Source organism: Neorhizobium galegae, from assembly GCF_021391675.1.
GTDB classification, from domain to species: Bacteria; Pseudomonadota; Alphaproteobacteria; order Rhizobiales; family Rhizobiaceae; genus Neorhizobium; species Neorhizobium galegae_B.
The window spans coordinates 1,446,987-1,468,462 of sequence record NZ_CP090095.1; the positions used below are offsets into that span (position 1 = coordinate 1,446,987).

At 62.3% G+C, this 21,476-nt stretch carries 21 protein-coding genes; 11 read left to right on the forward strand and 10 right to left on the reverse strand.

The window, feature by feature from the left end:
* Positions 1-40: 40 nt before the first annotated feature.
* The 9 genes from fabD (at position 41) to LZK81_RS07290 (ending at position 8,568) form a co-directional block, all read left to right on the forward strand.
* Positions 41-988, forward strand: coding sequence for an ACP S-malonyltransferase (fabD, locus tag LZK81_RS07250; RefSeq protein ID WP_233955657.1), 948 nt, complete (start codon positions 41-43; stop codon positions 986-988).
* A gap of 42 nt (positions 989-1,030) precedes the next feature.
* The gene (gene fabG, locus LZK81_RS07255; RefSeq protein WP_151041552.1) at positions 1,031-1,768 is read left to right on the forward strand and encodes a 3-oxoacyl-[acyl-carrier-protein] reductase; all 738 of its coding nucleotides are present in this window, start codon (positions 1,031-1,033) and stop codon (positions 1,766-1,768) included.
* 287 nt (positions 1,769-2,055) lie between these two features.
* Positions 2,056-2,292: an acyl carrier protein gene (locus LZK81_RS07260; protein WP_003502080.1), complete on the forward strand. Its 237-nt coding sequence runs from the start codon at positions 2,056-2,058 to the stop codon at positions 2,290-2,292.
* Between the two features lie 128 nt (positions 2,293-2,420).
* Positions 2,421-3,683, forward strand: coding sequence for a beta-ketoacyl-ACP synthase II (gene fabF / locus LZK81_RS07265; RefSeq protein ID WP_233955658.1), 1,263 nt, complete (start codon positions 2,421-2,423; stop codon positions 3,681-3,683).
* A 204-nt stretch (positions 3,684-3,887) separates the two neighbouring features.
* Positions 3,888-5,081, forward strand: coding sequence for an endolytic transglycosylase MltG (mltG, locus tag LZK81_RS07270; RefSeq protein WP_046605624.1), 1,194 nt, complete (start codon positions 3,888-3,890; stop codon positions 5,079-5,081).
* Between the two features lie 32 nt (positions 5,082-5,113).
* A complete protein-coding gene (locus tag LZK81_RS07275; protein WP_046609847.1) occupies positions 5,114-6,001 on the forward strand; it encodes a YicC/YloC family endoribonuclease in 888 nt (295 codons plus the stop codon).
* Positions 6,002-6,004: 3 nt separating this feature from the next.
* Positions 6,005-6,685 carry a guanylate kinase gene (gene gmk, locus LZK81_RS07280; protein ID WP_046636472.1) on the forward strand — a complete coding sequence of 227 codons (681 nt, stop codon included), beginning with the start codon at positions 6,005-6,007 and terminating at the stop codon, positions 6,683-6,685.
* 282 nt (positions 6,686-6,967) lie between these two features.
* Positions 6,968-7,735 (forward strand): hypothetical protein, encoded by a 768-nt coding sequence (locus LZK81_RS07285; protein ID WP_233955659.1) that lies wholly within the window; start codon positions 6,968-6,970, stop codon positions 7,733-7,735.
* A gap of 80 nt (positions 7,736-7,815) precedes the next feature.
* Positions 7,816-8,568, forward strand: a complete 753-nt coding sequence (locus LZK81_RS07290) for a hypothetical protein (RefSeq protein ID WP_233955660.1) — start codon at positions 7,816-7,818, stop codon at positions 8,566-8,568.
* Between the two features lie 83 nt (positions 8,569-8,651).
* Here LZK81_RS07290 and rsmA read toward each other — a convergent pair whose 3' ends face one another.
* From rsmA to LZK81_RS07325, 7 genes are all read right to left on the reverse strand, one after another.
* A complete protein-coding gene (rsmA, locus tag LZK81_RS07295; protein WP_233955661.1) occupies positions 8,652-9,485 on the reverse strand; it encodes a 16S rRNA (adenine(1518)-N(6)/adenine(1519)-N(6))-dimethyltransferase RsmA in 834 nt (277 codons plus the stop codon).
* Positions 9,485-10,501: a 4-hydroxythreonine-4-phosphate dehydrogenase PdxA gene (gene pdxA / locus LZK81_RS07300; RefSeq protein WP_233955662.1), complete on the reverse strand. Its 1,017-nt coding sequence runs from the start codon at positions 10,499-10,501 to the stop codon at positions 9,485-9,487. The genes rsmA and pdxA overlap by 1 nt, the downstream gene beginning before the upstream one ends.
* A 42-nt stretch (positions 10,502-10,543) precedes the next feature.
* Positions 10,544-11,488, reverse strand: coding sequence for a peptidylprolyl isomerase (locus LZK81_RS07305; RefSeq protein WP_233955663.1), 945 nt, complete (start codon positions 11,486-11,488; stop codon positions 10,544-10,546).
* A 133-nt stretch (positions 11,489-11,621) separates the two neighbouring features.
* The gene (locus LZK81_RS07310; RefSeq protein ID WP_233955665.1) at positions 11,622-13,949 is read right to left on the reverse strand and encodes an LPS-assembly protein LptD; all 2,328 of its coding nucleotides are present in this window, start codon (positions 13,947-13,949) and stop codon (positions 11,622-11,624) included.
* Positions 13,949-15,037, reverse strand: coding sequence for an LPS export ABC transporter permease LptG (gene lptG / locus LZK81_RS07315; protein ID WP_046605618.1), 1,089 nt, complete (start codon positions 15,035-15,037; stop codon positions 13,949-13,951). The genes LZK81_RS07310 and lptG overlap by 1 nt, the downstream gene beginning before the upstream one ends.
* Complete coding sequence (gene lptF, locus LZK81_RS07320) at positions 15,034-16,209, reverse strand: LPS export ABC transporter permease LptF (RefSeq protein ID WP_233955666.1); 1,176 nt, start codon at positions 16,207-16,209, stop codon at positions 15,034-15,036. The genes lptG and lptF overlap by 4 nt, the downstream gene beginning before the upstream one ends.
* Before the next feature lie 114 nt (positions 16,210-16,323).
* Entirely contained in the window at positions 16,324-17,115 is a 792-nt protein-coding gene (locus tag LZK81_RS07325) for a phosphatase PAP2 family protein (RefSeq protein WP_233955668.1), read from the reverse strand.
* A gap of 232 nt (positions 17,116-17,347) precedes the next feature.
* Here LZK81_RS07325 and LZK81_RS07330 point away from each other — a divergent pair, with 232 nt between their 5' ends.
* Both LZK81_RS07330 and LZK81_RS07335 read left to right on the forward strand, forming a co-directional pair.
* Positions 17,348-18,841 (forward strand): leucyl aminopeptidase, encoded by a 1,494-nt coding sequence (locus tag LZK81_RS07330; protein WP_233955669.1) that lies wholly within the window; start codon positions 17,348-17,350, stop codon positions 18,839-18,841.
* 46 nt (positions 18,842-18,887) lie between these two features.
* On the forward strand, positions 18,888-19,337 hold the full coding sequence (locus tag LZK81_RS07335; protein ID WP_233955670.1) for a DNA polymerase III subunit chi: 450 nt from the start codon (positions 18,888-18,890) through the stop codon (positions 19,335-19,337).
* An 18-nt stretch (positions 19,338-19,355) separates the two neighbouring features.
* Here LZK81_RS07335 and LZK81_RS07340 read toward each other — a convergent pair whose 3' ends face one another.
* The 3 genes from LZK81_RS07340 to LZK81_RS07350 all read right to left on the reverse strand — a co-directional run bounded on the left by LZK81_RS07340 (position 19,356) and on the right by LZK81_RS07350 (position 21,469).
* A complete protein-coding gene (locus LZK81_RS07340) occupies positions 19,356-20,207 on the reverse strand; it encodes a polysaccharide deacetylase family protein (protein WP_046609859.1) in 852 nt (283 codons plus the stop codon).
* A 150-nt stretch (positions 20,208-20,357) separates the two neighbouring features.
* Positions 20,358-20,894: a TadE/TadG family type IV pilus assembly protein gene (locus LZK81_RS07345; RefSeq protein ID WP_052753570.1), complete on the reverse strand. Its 537-nt coding sequence runs from the start codon at positions 20,892-20,894 to the stop codon at positions 20,358-20,360.
* Positions 20,895-20,959: 65 nt separating this feature from the next.
* Positions 20,960-21,469: a TadE/TadG family type IV pilus assembly protein gene (locus LZK81_RS07350; RefSeq protein WP_233955671.1), complete on the reverse strand. Its 510-nt coding sequence runs from the start codon at positions 21,467-21,469 to the stop codon at positions 20,960-20,962.
* Positions 21,470-21,476: the final 7 nt, after the last annotated feature.

Here is a 21,476-nt window from a genome sequence, read left to right on the forward strand (position 1 = left end):
GAATGGAGAGGGCAAAACATAAGGGAAGGAAATCATCCCCATGAGCACGATCGCATTCACGTTCCCCGGCCAGGGCAGCCAGGCTGTCGGCATGGGCAAGGACCTGGCAGAGGCTTTTCCCGAAGCCCGTGCCGTCTTCGATGAAGTCGACGAGGCGCTCGGCCAGAAACTCTCCGACGTTATGTGGAACGGCCCGGAAGAAACGCTGACGCTGACCGCCAATGCGCAGCCGGCGCTGATGGCCGTCTCGGTCGCAGCGATCCGGGTGATGGAAGCGCGCGGCCTGAAGCTCGCCGACAAGGTGGCCTTCGTCGCCGGCCATTCGCTCGGAGAATATTCTGCTCTTTGCGCCGCCAGCACCTTCTCGCTGGCCGATACGGCACGCCTGCTGCGCATCCGCGGCGATGCGATGCAGTCCGCGGTTCCGGTCGGGCAGGGCGCCATGGCGGCGATCATCGGCCTCGAACATGGGGACGTCGACGCCATCTGCGCCGCAGCGCGCGATGCCGGCGTCTGCCAGATCGCCAACGACAATGGCGGCGGTCAGCTGGTCATCTCTGGTTCCAAGGCGGCTGTCGAAAAGGCAGCGGCGCTCGCGACCGAAAAGGGCGCCAAGCGCGCCATCATGCTACCGGTCTCTGCACCCTTCCACAGCGACCTGATGGCGCCGGCGGCCGACGCCATGCGCCACGCGCTCGACAAGGTGGCAAAGAACAACCCGGTTGTGCCGGTGATCGCCAATGTGCGCGCCGTGCCGGTCTATGATGCCGACGAGATCGCCAGGCTGCTGGTCACCCAGGTCACCGGCCAGGTCCGTTGGCGCGAGACGGTGGAATGGTTCGGCGCCAACGGCGTGACGACCCTTTACGAGATCGGCTCGGGAAAAGTGCTGACCGGCCTTGCCCGCCGCATCGACAAGAATATCTCCGGCATTGCCGTCAACACGCCGGCCGATATCGTAGCCGCGCTCACAGCCATTCTCGGGTGAAACCCCCTGCTGAGACCCAAAGACACGCGAAGGAACACGATCATGTTTGATTTGACCGGCCGCAAGGCATTGGTGACGGGCGCAACCGGCGGGCTCGGCGAAGAGATCGCCCGGATGCTGCACAGCCGGGGTGCCACCGTCGGCCTGCACGGCACGCGCGTCGAGAAGCTCGAGGCGCTCGCCTCCGAACTCGGCGAGCGGGTCAAGATCTTCCCGGCCAACCTCTCCGACCGCGCCGAAGTGAAGGCGCTCGGCGAAAAGGCCGAGGCCGAGCTCGAAGGGGTCGACATCCTCGTCAACAATGCCGGCATCACCAAGGACGGCCTGTTCGTGCGCATGAGCGACGACGACTGGGACAAGGTCCTGGAAGTCAACCTTACGGCGGTCTTCCGCCTGACCCGCGAACTCACCCATCCGATGATGCGCCGCCGTTACGGCCGGATCATCAACATTACTTCCGTGGTCGGCGTCACCGGTAATCCGGGCCAGACCAATTACTGCGCCTCCAAGGCCGGCATGATCGGTTTTTCGAAGTCGCTCGCCCAGGAGATTGCCACCCGCAACGTGACGGTCAACTGCGTCGCGCCGGGCTTCATCGACAGCGCAATGACCGGCAAGCTCAACGACAAGCAGAAAGAGGCGATCCTCGGCGCCATTCCGATGAAGCGCATGGGCGCCGGATCGGACATCGCGTCCGCGGTCCTTTATCTCGCCTCCAGCGAGGCTGGCTACGTCACCGGCCAGACCCTGCATGTCAACGGCGGCATGGCGATGATCTGATTGAGTGCCGCCTTCGAGAAAACACGTTACAATCGGTTGTTGGCGGCTGTGCAATGGAACAAATTCTGGCTTTGCTGAACACGGAAACCATGTTAAGCGGGCCATGACTGTGAATGGTCACCCTGAAATGCAGGCCGTCATATTGCGTGAGTGCAATAGGATCGGAACCTGAAAAGGGGAGAACGGGTTTGCCCGCATCGGCGCTGAACAAGCGGCGGTCGCAGGTTTTTAACAGGGTGCGGATGCCGATCGGGCATTCGATAAAGACAAAGGTCGAGGAAACCGACATGAGCGATATCGCAGAACGCGTTAAGAAAATTGTTATTGACCACCTCGGCGTCGACGCCGACAAAGTCGTCGAAGGCGCAAGCTTCATCGACGATCTCGGTGCGGACTCGCTCGACACCGTCGAACTGGTCATGGCTTTCGAGGAAGAATTCGGCGTTGAAATCCCTGACGACGCTGCCGATTCCATCCTGACCGTCGGCGACGCTGTGAAGTTCATCGAGAAGGCTCAGGCCTGATCAACCCGACATAGTGGGGATGACGCCGCAAGGCAGGTCCCGAAAACGGCCCGCTTGTTCGGGCCGTTTCAGCAATTGGGGCTTGGGCCCTGAAAATCGAGAAAAAATTATAGGGTAGGGCACTGGCGATGAGACGGGTCGTTATCACCGGTACCGGCATGGTATCTCCTCTCGGATGCGGAACGGAAGTCAGCTGGTCGCGCTTGCTGGCCGGCGAGAACTCTGCCCGCGTTGTCACTGAATTCGAGGTCGAAGACCTTCCCGCAAAGATCGCCTGCCGCATTCCTGTCGGCGACGGTTCCGATGGCACGTTCAACGTGGACCAGTGGATGGAGCCGAAGGAACAGCGCAAGGTCGATCCCTTCATCATCTACGGTGTGGCCGCCGCCGACATGGCGCTCGAAGATGCCGGCTGGCATCCGAAGACCGACGAGGACCAGATCGCCACCGGCGTGCTGATCGGCTCGGGCATCGGCGGCCTCGAAGGCATTGTCGAGGCAGGCTATACGCTGCGCGACAAGGGTCCGCGCCGTATCTCGCCCTTCTTCATTCCCGGCCGACTGATCAATCTCGTCTCCGGCCAGGTATCGATCCGCCACAAGCTGCGCGGTCCGAACCATGCGGTCGTCACTGCCTGTTCCACCGGGGCGCACGCGATCGGCGACGCGGCCCGGATGATCGCCTTCGGCGATGCCGAGGTGATGGTCGCCGGTGGCGCGGAATCGCCGATCTGCCGCATTTCGCTGGCCGGTTTCGCCGCCTGCAAGGCGCTCTCCACCAAGCACAACGACGATCCGCAGAAGGCTTCGCGCCCCTATGACCGCGACCGCGACGGTTTCGTCATGGGCGAGGGCGCCGGCATCGTGGTTCTGGAAGAGCTGGAACATGCCAAGGCCCGCGGCGCCAAGATCTATGCGGAAGTGGTCGGCTACGGCATGTCCGGCGACGCCTTCCACATCACCGCGCCTTCGGAAGACGGCGACGGCGCGTTCCGCTGCATGACCGCGGCGCTGAAGCGCGCCGGTCTCTCGGCGTCGGACGTCGACTACATCAACGCCCACGGCACCTCGACCATGGCCGACACGATCGAACTCGGCGCGGTCGAGCGTCTGGTCGGCAACGCCGCTTCGAAGATCTCCATGTCGTCGACCAAGTCGGCGATCGGCCATCTTCTCGGCGCTGCCGGTGCGGTCGAGGCGATCTTCTCGGCGCTTGCCATTCGCGACAACATCGCGCCGCCGACGCTCAACCTCGACAATCCCGATGTCGAGACGGCGATCGACCTGGTGCCGTACAAGGCGCGCAAGCGCGAGATCAACGTCGCGCTGTCGAACTCCTTCGGTTTCGGCGGCACCAACGCATCTCTCGTGCTGCGCCGCTACGAAGCCTGATCCTTGGGGCCTGATCCTTGGGACCTGATCTTTCGGGGCCGGATTTTCATGGCGTCGATTGTTTCGGGCACTGAAACATATGCCGGCTGGACTCGCGAGCCGGCTCGTATCATCTTCTGGACCTGTTTTTCGCCGCATTGGTTGGCCAAACAGCGGGTTGCAAGTCTTTGAGTCTGTAGGGGGCGTTAACCCCGGGGGGCGCGGTTGAACGATACGAATCATGTCAGTGAATTGCCGCCCGGCAATGGCAGGGGACCGATTATTCCGAAATCGCCGAACGAGGCCCTGAAGCCCGAACGCGTGCCGGAACCGCCCCGCCGTTCCAAGAAGGCGCGCAGCCAGGTCGTCATCTTCCTGAATTTCGTGATGACCATGGTCGTGGTTCTCTGCGTGATCGGGGTAGCTGGCTTCTACTACATGATCTCGGCCTTCCAGCAGCCAGGCCCGCTCGAAGCCAACACCCATTTCATGGTTCGCCCTGGCAACGGGCTTGCGGAAATCGCCACAAATCTCGAACGCAACGGTATCATCTCCGATGCACGCGTGTTCCGCTACGTGACGGCGACCTACCTGCGCAAGGGCGAGACGCTGAAGGCCGGCGAATACGAGATCAAGGCGCGCGCCTCCATGAAGGACATCATGGCCATCCTGGAATCGGGCAAGTCGATCCTCTATTCGGTCGTCATGCCGGAGGGCCTGACGGTGCGGCAGATGATGCTGCGTCTCGCCGAGGATGCGGTGCTCGAAGGCGACCTGCCGTCAGAACTGCCGGCCGAGGGAAGCTTGAGGCCGGATACCTACAAGTTCTCGCGCGGCAGCAAGCGCGCCGACATCATCCAGCAGATGCGGGTTGCGCAGCAGAAGATGGTCGACCAGATCTGGGAGCGTCGCGACCCGGACCTGCCGATCAAGACCAGGGAAGAATTCGTCGTACTCGCCTCGATCGTCGAGAAGGAGACCGGCAAGGAAGACGAGCGCGCCCATGTGGCCTCCGTCTTCATCAACCGGCTGCAGCGCGGCATGCGCCTGCAATCGGATCCGACGATCGTCTATGGCATCTTCGGCGGCGAGGGAAAACCCTCCGACCGGCCGATCTTCAAGTCCGACCTCGTCAAGCCGACGCCGTACAACACCTATCAGATCAAGGGCCTGCCACCGACGCCGATCTCCAATCCCGGCCGTGCCGCCCTCGAAGCCGTTGCCAATCCCTGGCGAACCAAGGACCTCTATTTCGTGGCCGACGGCACCGGCGGGCATGTGTTCGCAGCGACGCTCGAGGAACACAATGCCAACGTCCGTCGTTGGCGCAGAATGGAATCCGAGCGCGCCGCCAACCCGGAAGTGGTAGACGGCCAGCCGGACGGCGACGAAGCGGAAAAGCCGCCGAAGAGCAACTGACCGCTTCCCGAAAGCGTGATCTGGAGACACCGATGACATTGCAGTCCATGACCGGTTTTGCCCGCAGCGAAGGCACGAGTGGGCGCAACCGTTATGCATGGGAACTGCGCTCGGTGAACGGCAAGGGCCTCGATATAAGGCTGCGCCTGCCGCCCGGTCTCGAACGGCTGGAGCCGGACGTCCGCCGGCTGATCACGGAGAAATTTTCGCGCGGCAATCTGCAGGCGACCCTCACCCTCACCGTTGCCGAGACCAAGGTGGAGGCGGTGCTGAACCGCGATGCGCTGGCAGCGGTGCTGGCGCTGCGCGCCGAACTCGGCGATCTCGTCGATCCTTCGCCGCTGAGGCTCGATACGCTGATGGGCATTCGCGGCCTAGTCGATATCCGCGAGGCGGAAGAGGACGAGGAGACGGTCGCAGCCCGCGATATCGCGATCCTCGGCAGCCTCGACGAGGCGATCGGTCATCTGCAGCGGATGCGCGAGGGCGAGGGCATGGCGCTGGCAGCCGTTCTCAAAGGCCAGGTCGCCCGTATCGCGGAGCTTGCCCAGGTCGTCGAGACCGATCCTTCCCGCACGCCGGAGGAGATCGCCCGCAAGCTGTCCTTCCAGCTCGCAGCGCTTCTCCAGGAGGCGCCGACGCTCGACCGCGACCGGCTGCATGCGGAAGCGGCCCTGCTTGCCACCAAGGCCGATCTGCGCGAAGAGATCGACCGGCTGAAGGCGCATGTGGCGGCCGCCGGCGAACTTATAGACAAGGGCGGCCCGGTGGGCCGCCGGCTCGATTTCCTTGCACAGGAATTTAACCGGGAATCGAATACTATCTGTTCGAAATCCAATTCGGCGGCGGTCACGTCCGCCGGCATCGAGTTGAAAGTCGTCATCGACCAGTTCCGCGAACAGGTCCAGAATCTGGAGTAAGACATGAGCCCGGCCCCATCGTCTCAGGGCAAAGCGTCCCCGGCCGTGAAGATCGCCCGGCGCGGACTGATGCTGGTTCTTTCCTCGCCGTCGGGCGCCGGCAAGTCGACGATCGCCCGCAATCTTCTGGATGCGGATCGCAGCCTCGAAATCTCGATCAGCGTCACGACCCGGGCCAAGCGGCCGAGCGAGATCGCCGACAAGCACTATCATTTCATCACCGTGCCGCAGTTCGAGAAGATGCGCGACGCCGGCGACCTGCTCGAATGGGCAGAGGTGCACGGCAATTTCTACGGCACCCCGCGCGAGCCCGTGGAGCTGGCGATGAGCGAGGGCCGCGACATGCTGTTCGACATCGACTGGCAGGGCGCCCGCCAGCTGCAGGAAAAGATGGCCGCCGACGTCGTCTCGATCTTCGTGCTGCCGCCGACCATGACCGAGTTGCAGTCTCGCCTGCACCGCCGCGCCGAGGACTCCGAAGAGGTGATCCGCACTAGGCTCCTGAACTCGCGTGCCGAGATCGAGCACTGGCGGGAATACGACTACGTCATCGTCAACGACGATCTCGACGAGGCTTTCGGCCATGTGAGCTGCATCGTCAACGCCGAACGCATCCGCCGCGACCGCCGGCATGGGCTGTTCGATTTTGTGAGCGAGTTGCTGACGGAAGAGCCGGAGCTGTAGGAGAGGGCTGGTGGCGCGCGGATAGCATGCTGCCCCGTTCATCTTCGGCACTTGCGGTTTGCGGCCCTTCAGGGATCGATTTCTTCACTGACCCTGTTCCGTTTCCAACCCATGGTCTTTTCCGACAAAGCCGTAGAAATACGCTTTCGAGGCGGGCTACATCTATGGGTAGAAATTAAGAAAAAATTGGGGATTTTTGCCGCACGGTGCGGTCAAGCATGACGCTTCCAATCGAGGGTAGCCCGAATGAAACGGGCGATCAGAAAACGATGAGGAAGCTCTATGCTACTCCCCATAAATGCGATGTCTGCCGGTTCCGTTTCCCTGCTTTTTAGTGCGTCGAGCGCGCCGCAGCCGGCTGCGCCTCCCTCACCGGTAGGCGCCCTGCTTGGCGAGGTTGGTGGCAGTTTCGACAGCGCGCTGCGGACCGGCAATGCGATCGGGACGATCATTGAAATCGCAGCAAGGATGAGCAACGACGATACGTCCTCCAAGGTCGCCGACGCACTTCAGATCTTTGGCGCGAAAGGGACGTACACGAAGGAGAAATTCGAGGACCGTAGCGTCATCGAAACCTTCACAGGGTGGGCATCGCAAATCGCGAGCATGCGGCTCTACGACGCCGAAGGAACCTATACAAAGCACAAGGACGCCGAGGGCAATATTGTAGAAACGTTTAACGGCACCGCCAGCGGCTACAATGATGAGGATTGGCAGCAGTTCTGGTTGGAGCAGATGGAAGCGAATCTGGAACGGGGTGTCGACCCCGCCTTCGTTGACAACGCTCGTTCCTTCACCGCAGCGCTACGAAATGGGACCGTTGAAAAATACGACATGTCTGAAATGGGCGTAACGACTTCGATAAGCACCTATCGCAATACTTATGCAAGCGGCAGCACCGGCGGCGGGATTAGCTACAAGGTCGACGGCATGGCGGCCTTCCTGGAGAAATACACCGAGACCAGGGACGGCGTCATGTACGATAAGGCAACCGGCAAGCTTTCAAGCTGGGGCGCCAGCGGCTCAAAGTACACATATTTCGTCTTCTAATTTCCCTTCTCGATGTTCGTCGTGACTGCACGCACGTCCACAGCCCGCTCCGGGCGATCAGAAAACGATGAGGAAGCCCTATGCTACTCCCCATAAATGCGATGTCCGCCGGTTCCGTTTCCCTGCTTTTTAGCGCCTCGAGCGCGCCGCAATCGGCTGCGCCCCTCTCACCAGCAGGCGCTCTGCTTGGTGAAGTTGGCGGCGGTTTCGACAGCGCCCTTCGGACCGGCAACGCGATCGGGACGATCATTGAAATCGCGGCAAGGATGAGCAGCGACGATACGGCTGCTAAGGCCGCCGATGCGCTACAGATCTTTGGTGCGAAAGGGATGTACACGAGGAAGGATGCTGATGACGGCAGCGTGACCGAAACCTTCACGGGGTCAGCGTCGCAAATCGCCACCATGAATTTCTACGACGCCGAAGGAACCTACACAAAGCACAAGGACGCCGAGGGGAACGTCCGCGAAACGTTTACTGGTATAGCGGCCGGTTATAACGACGCGGATTGGCAGCAGTTTTGGCTGGAGACGATGGAATCGGCTTTGGAGCGGGGGGTGGACCCTGCCTCCCTTGATGACACCCTTTCCTTCGCCACCGCTCTGAAAAATGGGGCCGTTGAAAAATACGACATGGCCACGATGGGCGTGACATCTTCGATGGAGGCCTACTCTGATCGGTTTGGCACCGGCGCAATCTTCAAGGTCGAAGGGATGGACGCATTTCTGGAGAAATACACAGAGACCAGGGACGGCGTCATGTACGACAAGGCATCCGGCAAGCAAGCCACCTGGGGCGTCAGCGGCTCAAAGTACTCATATTTCGTCTGGTAGCTTCTGTACGACGGCGATTACTTCTGAGAGCGCCGGGATCGGCCGCATCGGGCGTCTCTTATAGTGAGTTATGGCGCTACCTCTCAGAGGCAGTTCGCCAGCCTCACGAACTCTTCCACCGACAGCGTTTCCGCCCGCCGTGCCGGGTCGATGCCGGCCTTCACCAGCAGCGCCTCGCCGCCGAGCGATTTGACGCTCTGGCGCAGCATTTTTCGCCGCTGGCCGAAGGCGGCGTGGGTGACGCGCTCCAGCCTGGTGACGTCACAGGGCAGGGGATTTTGGCGCGGCGTCAGGTGGACGACAGTCGAGGTCACCTTGGGCTGCGGCGTGAAGGCCTGCGGCGGCACGTCGAAGACCATGTGGGCATCGGTGCGCCAGCCGGCGAGAACGCCGAGCCGGCCGTAATGGTCGTCATCCTCATCGGCGACGATCCGCTGGCCGACTTCCTTCTGGAACATCAATGTCAGGCTTTCCCAGAAGGGTGGCCATTGATCCGGCGTGGGCAGCAGCCAGTTGATCAGCAGCTGGGTGCCGACGTTGTAAGGCAGGTTGGCGATGATTTTAACGGGACCTTCCGGCGCCAGCGCGGCAAAGTCGGTCTTCAGCGCGTCGCCTTCGATCACTTCCAGCCGGCCGGGATAATGCTCGCCGATTTCCGAAAGAGCCGGAAGGCAGCGGCTGTCCCGTTCGACCGCGATCACCTTTTTCGCGCCGAGCGACAGGATGGCGCGGGTGAGGCCGCCGGGGCCGGGGCCGACCTCGAAAACCGTCGCATCGCCAAGCGGCCCGGCGCTGCGGGCGATCTTCTGGGTGAGGTTGAGGTCGAGAAGGAAATTCTGGCCGAGCGCCTTCCTGGCGTCGAGCCCGTGACGCTGGATCACGTCCCGCAGCGGCGGCAAGCCGTCCAGAGTTGCCATCAGGCTGCTTTCGATTTCAACGCGAGATTGCCGGCAAGCCTGATCGCCTCGACGAGGCTGGTCTCGCGGGCCACGCCCTGGCCGGCAATGCCGAACGCCGTGCCATGGTCCGGCGAAGTGCGGATGAAGGGCAGGCCGAGCGTGACGTTGACGGACGTGTCGAACCCGAGCGCCTTGGCCGGGATCAGGGCCTGGTCGTGATACATGCAGATCGCCACGTCGTAACGCGCGCGCGCCTCGTCGTGGAACATCGTGTCGGCCGGCAGCGGCCCGAAGACGTGCAGGCCCTCGGCCCGCAGCTTGAAGATCGCCGGATGGATGATATCCTGGTCCTCGCGGCCGATCGCCCCGTCCTCGCCCGCATGCGGGTTGAGGCCGGCGACGGCGAGCCGGGGCTTTTCGATGCCGAAGCGGGTCTTCAGATCGTGATGGGCGATGCGGCAGGTCTCGGCGATCAGGTCCGCATTGAGGGCCGCCGGGACTTGGGCGATCGGGATATGGATGGTGACCGGGATGGCCCGGAGTTTTGGCCCGGCCAGCATCATCACCGGCAGGATCTTCTTGCCCGTGGCGCGTTCGGCAAGGTCGGCCAGGAATTCCGTGTGGCCGGGGAAACCGAAGCCGGCCTGGTAGAGAATGGATTTGGCGATCGGATTGGTGACCGTGCCGGCGGCCTTGCCCTCGAGCGAGAGCGACACGGCGGTCTCGATCGCCTGGATCGTCCCCCTGGCGGTCGCCACATGCGGCTGGCCGGCGGCGATTTCCGCGCCCGCGGGAATGGGAAGCACGGGCAGGGCGTCGTCGAAGATCGACATCGCGCTGTCGCTATCCGCTTCCCGGATCGGCACGTCGAGGCCGAGCATCACGGCGCGGGCCTTGAGCACGGCCGGATCGCCGAGGAAGAGGAAAGGCGGCAGGTCGTATGCCCGGCGCGCGGCCCAGGCGACCAGTGTGATATCGGGGCCGATGCCGGCAGGATCGCCCTGGGTCAACGCAAGCGGACGGTCGAGAGGCATTACGGCTCCGAAAATGACTTAAGTGTCGAGGTCAGCGATATCTCAGCGATACTCGATCTGGGCCTTGCTGCGCAGGTCATCGAGATATTTCTTGTCGTTCGGATCGGGAGCGCCCTTCTTCTCCTTGCCGAGATCCTCGGCGCGGAACACGACTTCCGCCGCGAGATCATCCGACACCTGGCGCTGTTTGCAGATGGCCAGGAATTCGACGCCGCGTTCGGTGACGCGGGTGCCCGTCGTGCCGCCATCGGCCGTCTTCTCGATCAGCGGCTTCCAGTCGGCCGGGAGCTCGGGGGCGAGGACGCGGCCGAGGTCGCGGATCGACACGTCCAGCATGGTCGCGGCGAAATCCTTGGATTGCTCGCAGCCCGGGAATTTGGAACGCGCGGCGTTGGCTTCCTTCTGGCGCTTGGCGAGAATGGCGTTGCGCTTGGCCGGCGGCACGACAAAAATCACCTGCTGCAGGAAATATTCGGTCGTGACCGGCTTTTCCTTGTTCTCCATCATGCGCGTGACGAGTTCCTGGCTCGACATGCGGCCGCGCGAACCGCCGTAGCGGGCGTTGACCAGTCGTGGCCAGCTCATCTGCACGGCGATGTAATTCTTGAAATGCTCGACGCCGACGCCGGCTTTGTCGAGGATCTGGCTCATCTGCGCCACGCTCAGCTTGTTGCCGGCGGCAAACCGCTCGAAGGCCTTGTCGACATCCTCGGTGCTGACCGACATCTTCACGCGGGAAATTTCCTGGCGCTTCAGCGCTTCATCCACCAGCACCTCACGCGCCGTCTTGGCATCTGCCTTCTGGCGCTGAAGGCGCAGGAAGGCGACGCGCCGGCCGACGTCGGTACTGGTGATCGCCGTCCTGTTGACGACGGCCGAAACTTCGCTGGCGGCCTGCGCCTGCTGGGCAGCGGGCTGAATGACGACCGAGGCGGCCAAGGCGGCCGCGGCCAGCACCAGCTTGCGCGTTGCGGTCATTGCGAACATGATACCAATCCCTTTTCCCGCCCCGGTGGGCACTTGAGCCCGACCGGCCTCGCATTTCATACTCTATTTGCGACCGCTTGCACAATTCTTGCGGCGAAACGATGACGTTCAGCCGATCGGACGAGCCGCCACGTCAGTAGCGGTAGTCCTGATCGAAACCTTCGGTCGAGCCGACGCTGATATCGCCGAGCGTGCGGAAGCTCAGGCGGGCGCTGACGGTCCAGTCGTTGGCGGCCGTGTCCGACTGCTTGTCTGTATAGGCGACCGTAAAGATCGTGCACTCGTCCGCATAGCTGATGCCGATGCCGCGCCGGATCAGTTCCTTGTCCGTGAGGTCCCAGGTAGCCGTGCCGGCAAGCGCCCAGTTTTCGTTGATCCGGAAGCTCATCGAGTGCTTCAGCACGTCCCTCGCGTCGTCCGCACCGTATTCCGGCTGAGCATCGACCTGCGTGTAGACCAGCGAGCCGCTCACCCGCGGCGTCGTGTAGGAAAGCGAGGCATCGGTGCGCTTGATCGCGAATGTCTTTTCATCGAAGCGGGCGTTTGCCCCGATCGTGAAGCCCCGCGGCAGATCGATTGCCGCCATCGCGACATAATCGGACCGGCTCGTTTCGAGCCCGGAATTGGCGCCCGCCTGAACCAGGTCCTCGGTCGCGAACGAGTTCTGGCCGGCAATCTGGTAGGACTGGCCGACAATGCTGCGCACGCCGATGCCGTTGGCGAACGTGCCGGTATAACGCAGGCCGACATTGGCGCGCGTGCCGCCTTCGACACGATCGAAGCCCGAAAACTTGTCGCGCTCGAAAAGGCTGGTGGCGTCGAAGACGAAGCTCTGCGCATCCTCGTTCGGCAATCCGCCGGCCATCTGCTCATCGGGACGCGCGAAGATCTGCGCAATCGGCTCGATGATATGGCTGCTGTTTTCGGTGGTCAGCAGGATCGGATAACGCGCCTCGAGACCGGCCGTGAGCATGTAACGGCCGTTGGCACCTTCAGACTCCATATCGCCGAAATAGGCACCCGGCGTGCCGGAACCGGTATGGCGGATGCCGTCGCCGCGGGCGGCGAGGATCGGCGTCAGCAGCAGGCCGTCGAGCGTGTTGAAGGTGCGCTTCCATTCGGCTTCCACGGTCAAACGGCTGTAGCTGCCTTCAAGGCCCGGGAAACGATTGGTGGTGCCTTCCCTGTACCAGTCGTCTTCGCGACGGGACAGGTTGGTAATGTTGGACGTGACCGAAAGCTCACCGCCCAGGATCGGTTCCGGCGCGTAATAGGTGTAGTCGAGCGAGGGATAGACGATCGCCTGCTTCTGTTCGGCCGTGTTGCTATAGGTGTCATCCTGGATGTTGAAATAATAGCTGTGCAGGTCGAAATAGTTCCGCGTCCCTTGCCCGGTGAGATAGACGTCGTTGGTGAACGTGCCGCTGCTGACGCCCGTCAACTTGTAGGTGCGCGAGAAGTTGTTGTCGCTCTGGGTCATGACGTTCCAGCCGAATGTCCAGCGCGGATTGATCCTGAAGGCGCCCCTGGAGGCGACCATGAAGCGGTTGTCCGCAGCCCGGTCGCTGGTATTCGGATCGAAGGTTTCCGGATCGTTCTGATGGATTCCGGCGAAGCGGAACGTATGTTCGCCTGTTTCGAACTTGTTGCGGATCTCGCCCTGAAGCAGCAGCCCCTGATTGGAATAGTAGGTGGGGCTGAGCGTCGCATCCATGCTCGGCGAGAACACGTGATAATAGGGCACCGTGATGCCGAAGCCGAGATTGTCGCTCGCGCTGTACTGGGGGAACAGAAGGCCCGACTTCCGCTCGACCGTTTCGTCCGGCACCTCGATCGCAAAAGGCAAGCGACCGATCGGCAGGCCGAACAGTTCGAACTGGGCGCTTTCAAGCCGAATCGTATGGGCTTGGCCATTGCGGACTACCCGTTGCGCCTTGACCTGCCAAAGCGGAGCCTTGCCCGGCGTCTTGGTGCAGGGAAGGCAGGCGGTGTAGACGGTATTGTTGAGCACCATCAGGTCGCCGGGCTGGCGCTCGGCGCTCTCGGCGGCAAGGCGGGTATTGTCGGTGGTCTCGACGCGGAGCGCGTTGATGAAACCTTCGCCGAAGCTGTCGGTGACGTCCATCTGCTCGGCATAGACACGGCTGCCGCCCGGCTCGATCAGCTCGATATTGCCGGTCGCCATGACGCGGCCGCTCTTCTGATCGTACTGAACGCGTTGCGCCACCATCTTGTAGCGGTTGTAGTAGATCTGCACGCCACCGGTCGCGGTGACCACCTCGGCGTCCTGATTGTAGACGAGCTCATTGGCGCGCAACAGCATCTTGGCGCCGTCCGCTGCCTGAGGCACCAGACCCTGAGCCTGCACAACCGTTGCGGAGACGCCGAATACGCATACAGACACACCTGTCAGCAGGGCGGCGGCGAGCCGTCTTATATGTTTGCGGTCACTTACCGCCACTAGCCATCCTCCTGATGAAGCAGAATCGTCGTCCCCAGTGCCGTCGCGACGATCACTGGAATCCAGACCGCCACGAAAGGAGGAATTGCCCCGCTGCTTCCGAATGCCTTCACGAGCACCGTGACGACATAAAGCACGAAGCCAGAAACTATTCCACCCAGAATCACGGAGCGGGACTGGGCGAACCGACTGAATTTTAATGAGACTGTTGCAGCAATGAGAGTCATTGCCACGAGCAGGATCGGCAGGGAGAGCAGCGAGTGGTACTGCGTCTCCAGCGCCTTTGTGGGAATGCCGAAAGATTTGCTGACCTCGATTTTTCTGGAAAGATCAAAAAACGCAACAGTATCAGGCTGCGCCAGGCTCTCTTGGATATACTCCTGCTTCAACTTGGTGCGAACCTGTGCTGTCTCGCGACGCACTGGAATTTCGCCCGGCCGGTTTTCCAAAACCTCGTTAAGCAGCCAGTAACCATCTTCCAATTTTGCGGTCTTGGCGTCCTGCCGCATGATCACGCGGCCGTCCTTGTCGAACTGGAAAGCCACCACGTCGACAAGCCGCGTTCCCTTCTCCTGATAGCTCTTGGCGCCTATGACCGTATCGTCGTCGCCGCTGATCTGGCGGATCCAGGGAATGAAGGTGGATGCCCGCGAGCGGTTGCTCGCTTCGCGCCAGCTTGCCTCCATGGAAGCGGATTCGCGCTGGCCCCAGGCGGCGAGCGGATTGATCACAAGCAAGGTTGCGAGCCCGATCAGAAACGCTCCGATGACGAAGGGCGAGATGAACTGCCAGACCGAAATGCCGGCGGCGCGCGTCACCACCAGTTCGTAGCGGCGGTTGAGTGCGATCAGCACCGTCATGCCGATAAACAGGCTGAGCGTCGGGATGGTCTGCTGCAGGATGAGCGGCACGCGCATGGCGGTCATCGCCAGCCCGGCTGAGACCGTGTAGCCGCTGAAGCCCGACATGCGGCGGCTGGTCTCGCTGAAGTCGGCGAGGAAGATGATGGCGCCGACGCCGAGCAGGAACCAGAGCGCTGTGATGATATAACGACGGAAGAAATACCGGCCGAGCGTCGTGAAGATCATGCCGTACCTCCGCCCGAAGTCCGCGAGGCGGGTATGCGCCGCTGCAGGCTGTTGGCCAGGCGCGACATGCCGCGTGCGATGAAGCGCGGCGCCGAGAACTGCCGGTTGGTGGCAAGCATGAAGATCGCGATCAGCGAGAAGGCGATCGGCACCGCGTAGGGGAGCGGGGTGTAGAGTGCATGGCGTTCGACCATGTTGGTGGCCGAGAACCCGAGCCAGCGCACGCCGAAAGCGAGGAAAAGCGCAAACACCATCGGATGGACCCGGGCCTGCCGGTGCGAGCGGGTGCTACCGGCAATGACCAGCGAGATCAGCGCGAAGGTGATCGGGAAAAGCCAGTCGGAGAGGCGTCTGTGCAGCTCCGACCGATAGGCGTCCGGCGACTTCTGGTAGACGGGATCGTTCGGATCCGGGTTCAGAAGGAAGGTGAGGCTGCGGTCGGACGAATATTGCGGCAGGCCGCCTTCCGCCTTCGCCATTGCAGACAGATCGAAGGCGTAGGAGACGAACTTGATGATCGAAATGCGTCCGTCGGCGGATTTGCGGTGGACCTCGCCGTCACGCATGGTGAGCGAGGTACCGCTTTCGTCGATCGATCCCTCGCGGGCGTAATAGATGAGGTCGAAATTCCGGTCGCGATAATCGACGACGAACAGGCCCTTGAGCACCCGGCCGGAATGGCGCTCCGAGATCTGCACGTAGAGCCCCGGCTCGATGCTGCGGAAGGTTTTTTCCTCGATGACCGAGGAGAGCAGGTCGGCGTAAGCCGCGGCGACCATCTGGCGGGCCGCGACGCGAGACGGCGGCTCGACGAAATTCGTCACCAGGAACGAAAAGAGACTAAGCGCGAGCCCGAGCATCAGCACCGGCCGGTAAATGATGCTGCGCGACGCGCCAGCAGCGTCGATGACGGGCAGTTCCGAATCGTTGTTCATCGCCGTCAGCGTCTGGGTGATGCCGATGACGAGAGCGAAGGGCAGCACGACGGGGATGATGGTGGGGAGGATGAAGGTGGCAAGAGTCGCGAACGAGCCCATCGACTGGCCGGTATCGGTGACCAGGTTGATGCGTCCCAGCACCTGGATGGTCCAGATGATGGTGAGCACCGGCAGGAGCGTCACCAGGAACATCTGAAAAATCCGGCGCAATATGTAGACTTCGAGAAGCTTCATTCCGGCCTAGATACCTTGCACAACGTCACCCGGGGAATGGTGACAGCTAGTTACCCCGAGATGACGGTCGCGCCTATCTAAGCGATTGAGATCAGCTTTGCGACAGGGGCTGCGTCACAAATTTGTTTGCGAATTCCGTTTTCTTCTTCGCTGTGACATTTCGAAACACGCAGCCACCGCTGCATAGACCACCAGCGACGACAACCAGCCGAGCGTCACGTCCGAAAAATAATGGCCGCCGAAGGAGGTCCTGAGCGCCGGCGAGATCAGCGAGATGGCGATCAGCGGGGGCCCGAGCACCGGACGCAGCGGTTTGGGCAGCAAAATGGTGAGGCAGGCCAGCCACCCGGCGCCCGCCGCCTCTCCGGAAATGAAGGAACAGTTGCCGGCGCAGGCGCCGCCGAAATCGCCCGCCGACGTGAACACGTCCTTGCCGCCGAAAAAGTCGGTCTCGTAGGGGCGGGGCCGGTTGGAGACCTGCTTCAGGATCAGGTTGACCAGCACATACGGGCCGATCAGGAAGGAAATCAGGGCGATGGAATAATCCCGTGTCTTGCGCGGGCTGTAGGTCTTGCCGTGGTGCTGCAGGTTGGCGATCAGCCGATAGAGGAGATAGATCGCGACCAGCGCCGGCAGGTAGAAGAGAACGCGCCGGATCAGGACGAAGACGGTTTCGCCACCATAGGGAAAACTGCCGCAGACCTGGCCCTGTTCGATCGCCTCGCCACAGGCGGCCTGCGCGAAAAAGGCGCGCGCCACGGCAAGGTCGATCTGGGGTACCAGGTAGAAGACCGCCAGCAGCACCCACCAGAGCGCCATCAGCACGATGAACCATCCCTTCGGTCTGGCGAAGAATCGTCGAACGGCGGCAAGCCGGTCGGAGACGGTGGGGGAGGGCGAGGTCATGCGAATTGATCCGGTGGTCATCAGGCGGCGCGACCCTAGAGCAAGACGCGCGGAATTTGAACAGGGCCGTCTGCCGATAGCCGGGAATGTCCGCGCCCGAAATCGGGCTTTTTGACGCGTCAGGACAGGGGACCCGACTCCGGGTTGACGCGGTTGTGACTTCTCGCCCTTGCGCTTCAAGCCGAAACGGCGATGATCGCCGCGTTCCATTCGAAAGCCTCCTGGAGTCGCAATGTCCGTGAAATTCGATATCTCCTTCGCCAAGTCCGCCAAGATCGATGGTGGCCTTGCCATCCAGCTCAAGCTTGCCGGCGACGGGCCCGCGGCGGGTGCCGCCGAGGCCGACCCCGCCGGCATCGTGACCCGGGCGGCTGAGATCGCGAAGTTTTCCGGCAAGCCGATGTCGACGCTGGACCTCATTGCGCCGCAGGGATCGCCGGCAGACCGGCTGGTCGTGTTGGGCCTCGGCAAGGCCGAGACGCTGACCGCCTATGACTGGCTGAAGGCGGGCGGCATCGCCGCATCCTCGGTCAAGTCGATGACCAAGGTGGTGATCTTCGCCGACTTGCCCGGCCTTGCGGTCGGCGGCGCACAGCTCGGCGGCTTTGCGCTCGGCATGCTGCTGCGCGCCTACAGTTTCGACACCTACAAGACGAAGAAGGGCGATGACGAGGAAAAGGCGCCGAAGACGGTGAAGGTGACGATCGTCACAGCCGAGCATACGGCCGCCAAGAAGGCATTTGCCGAATCCGAGGCGATTGCCGGCGGGGTCCTTCTCGCCCGCGAACTCGTCAACCTGCCGCCGAACGTGCTCGGCCCGGTCGAATTCGCCGACCGGGCGAAGGAACTCGAAAAGCTCGGCGTCGAGGTGGAAATCCTCACCGAAAAAGAGATGAAGAAGCTCGGCATGGGCGCGCTGCTCGGCGTGGCGCAGGGGTCGGTGCGGCCGCCGCGGCTCGCCATCATGCAGTGGAAGGGCGGCAAGCCGAAGGAGGCGCCGGTCGCCTTCATCGGCAAGGGCGTCGTTTTTGATACCGGCGGCATTTCCATCAAGCCGGGCGCCGGCATGGAGGACATGAAGGGCGACATGGGCGGCGCGGCTGCCGTCATCGGCCTCATGCATACGCTCGCCGCCCGCAAGGCGAAGGTCAACGCGATCGGCATTCTCGGCCTGGTCGAGAACATGCCTGACGGCAATGCACAGCGGCCGGGCGACATCGTCACCACCATGTCCGGCCAGACGATCGAGATCATCAACACCGATGCGGAAGGCCGGCTGGTGCTTGCCGATGCGCTTCACTATTGCAACGATCGCTTCAAGCCGCGTTTCATGATCAATCTCGCCACCCTGACCGGCGCCATCCTGGTGGCGCTCGGCAATCTGCAGGCAGGCCTGTTCTCCAACGACGACACGCTGGCCGGCCAGTTGAGCGGTGCCGGAGACGTCACCGGCGAGCGCCTGTGGCGCATGCCGCTCGGCAAGGATTACGACAAGCTGATCGACTCGAAATTCGCCGACATGAAGAATACCGGCGGGCGCCATGCCGGGTCGATCACCGCGGCGCAGCTGCTGAAGCGCTTCGTCGGCGAAACGCCCTGGGCCCATCTCGACATCGCCGGTACCGCGATGAACTCGCCGTCGAGCGAGATCAACCAGTCCTGGGGATCGGGCTACGGCGTGCGGCTGCTGGACGAACTCGTCCGGGCGCACTACGAGGTGGGTTGAGAACCCATATTTGTCGGTTCAACGAAAATATGGGTTCTCAACTGTGATGACCGAAGTCCTGTTCTATCACCTGACCGAATCAAAGCTCGAGGATGCGTTGCCGGCGCTCCTCGAAAAGAGCGTCGAGCGCGGCTGGAAGGTGGCGGTGCAGACGAGCGGCGATGTGCGGCGGGACTTTCTCGACGCGCATCTGTGGACGTTTCGCGAGGACAGTTTTCTGCCGCATGGCACGGATGTCTCGCCGATGGCCGAGGCGCAGCCGGTGCTGCTGACCTCCGCCGCCGAAAATGGCAACGGTGCGACTGTCCGTTTTCTGGTGGATGGTGCCGAGCCGCCCCCGATCGTCGACTATGACCGGATCGTTTTCATGTTCGATGGCTACGACACCGTCCAACTCGACAATGCCCGCGCCCAGTGGAAGAAGCTGAAGGGCGAGGGGCATGCGCTGACCTACTGGCAGCAATCGGAAGAGGGGCGCTGGGTCAAGAAGGCCTGACCCCGCGCATTCTTTCCCTCAGTTCAGCCAGGCCATCATCATCGACGAATTGCTGTGGCGCAGGCGAACGACCTTGTAGCCCTCTGCGCTCAGCTGGGTGAGCAGCGCCGGCAGCATGGCGGCCGTGCGGGCATGGATGTCGTGCAGCAGGATGATGCCCTTGCCGTGGGCGCGCAACGAATTCATCGTGCGGGTTGCGACGGCGGCCGGCGAGACGCCGAAATAATCCTTGGAATCCACCTGCACGTCCAGCACCACCATGCTGTTTGAGGCGACCCACTGGCGCAAGCGCCTGGTGTCGGCGAGATAGGGGAAGCGGAAGAAACCGGCATCCTCATGGGTGACGCTGGTCACCGCATCGCGCCCCTTTTCGATTTCGGCCACGGCCGCATCGAAGGAAAGGTGCTGCAGGTCGGCATGACGATAGGTATGGCTGCCGATCGTGTGGCCGGCATTGACCACCTTGCGGGCGATCTCCGGATGGGCCTTCGCCATCTGCCCGACCATCAGGAAGGTCGCCTTGACGTCGTATTCGTCGAGGATGGAGAGGATCTTCTCCGTCTTCTTCGGCATCGGGCCGTCGTCGAAGGTCAGCACGACCTCCTTGTCGGCGAGCTTCAGGTCGGAAAGCGACGAGGCGGTGAGGGTGCGGCCGGAAAGGCTGCCGGGATTGTTGAAACGCCCCCAAGCGACCGGCGTCAGCGCTACCGGCGAATCCGCTTCGACCTTTCTGGGCGATTTGGACGAGGAGAGTGCCTTGGCGGGCGCAAATGAGGTGGCAAGCGAGCCGCTCTCGGTCTGGCTGCGACCGGCGCAGGAGGAAAGAAGGCACGCGACGGCGGCGGCGACACAAAGGACGCGGACAAACATGGGAGCGACTCGGCTAAAAAGTGACTGAGGAGTTGAAGCGACGTCACATTCGCCGATTATGGTTAATGGCTGGTTATTATGGGTTGTCCACCGCATGCAACCTGCGAAACGGACCGCAAGGACGGCTTCTGCCGGATTGCAGGTCCTAGCCTACTTCTTGGTGATTTTGTCGCCGACCCGCGGACGGGAGATCGCCTTGCCGACAAAGCTGTACTCGCCTGAGCCGGTAACGGTGGAAAACAGCGACGTGAAAGGCGTCGTCATCGCGTAATTCACCTGCACGACGACGAGCTGCACGTTGCTTTCGATCAGGTCGGCGGGGATTTCGAAGGCGGGCGGGTCCCCTGATGCCTGCGCGTTCGCTTGAAAGGCCGACGACCAGTTGACCTTCGCGTTGCCGGCGGCGTCGAAGTCTATGAGGGCCACCTGGATTGCAAGTGCGCTGCTGTTGAAGGGAATGAGAATGGAGGCGGTCCCTTGGAGAAGGGTATTGAGCTCGCTGTTGCTCCAGCTCGTCTCCTGGGAGACGATGTCGCTTGCCACTTCCGCGATCTGGTTGATCTTCCGCTTCACCATCAGGCCTTCTCCGAGGTCGACGGTGCCGGCGAACAGCAGGGCCATGATCGGCAGAAGCAGGGTGAACTCGATGCCGGACTGGCCTTTGCGGTCGGCGAGCAGGGCCCGCACGCTTCTTTCGCGCCGGTTCCCTTGCCTGTGGTCGGGATCATGCCTTGGTGCCATCGCGCGATTTCTCAAAAGGGTTCATTTCTGAAAATCACGGAAGCGGAGAGCACATAGGTGCCATCGGCGAGCGTGTTGACGTCTGCGCCGATAGCGGCCAGCAGGCTGTCCCAGGGAAGGAAAGCCTGGATCATCACGTATTCCCCCGACCCGGCCGGAGAAAAGCTCTCGGTTACGGACAGAACACCGCCGCTGACCGGCGACGTGAAGCTCATCGACGAGAAATCGGACATCGTGGTGGTGGTGACCAGCAGTTCGTCCTCGCAACTGAAGGCGAGCGCCATACCGTCGCAGACATTGCTCTTGAAAGCGGCGAGATCCCAGCCGTTCGAATAGGCGGTGCCGACCCGGACGGAACGGGCGGCCATATGCAGGGCCGAATCGAGCGCGCTGTCGACGAAGAACATCAGCGCCATATCGAGAATGCAAAAGAGGAAGACGAAGAATGGCAAGACAAGCAGTGCAAACTCGACCGCGGCCGTTCCCTGCTCGTTCCGCAAGAGGGCTTTGAAACGGTGCATCGGCGTC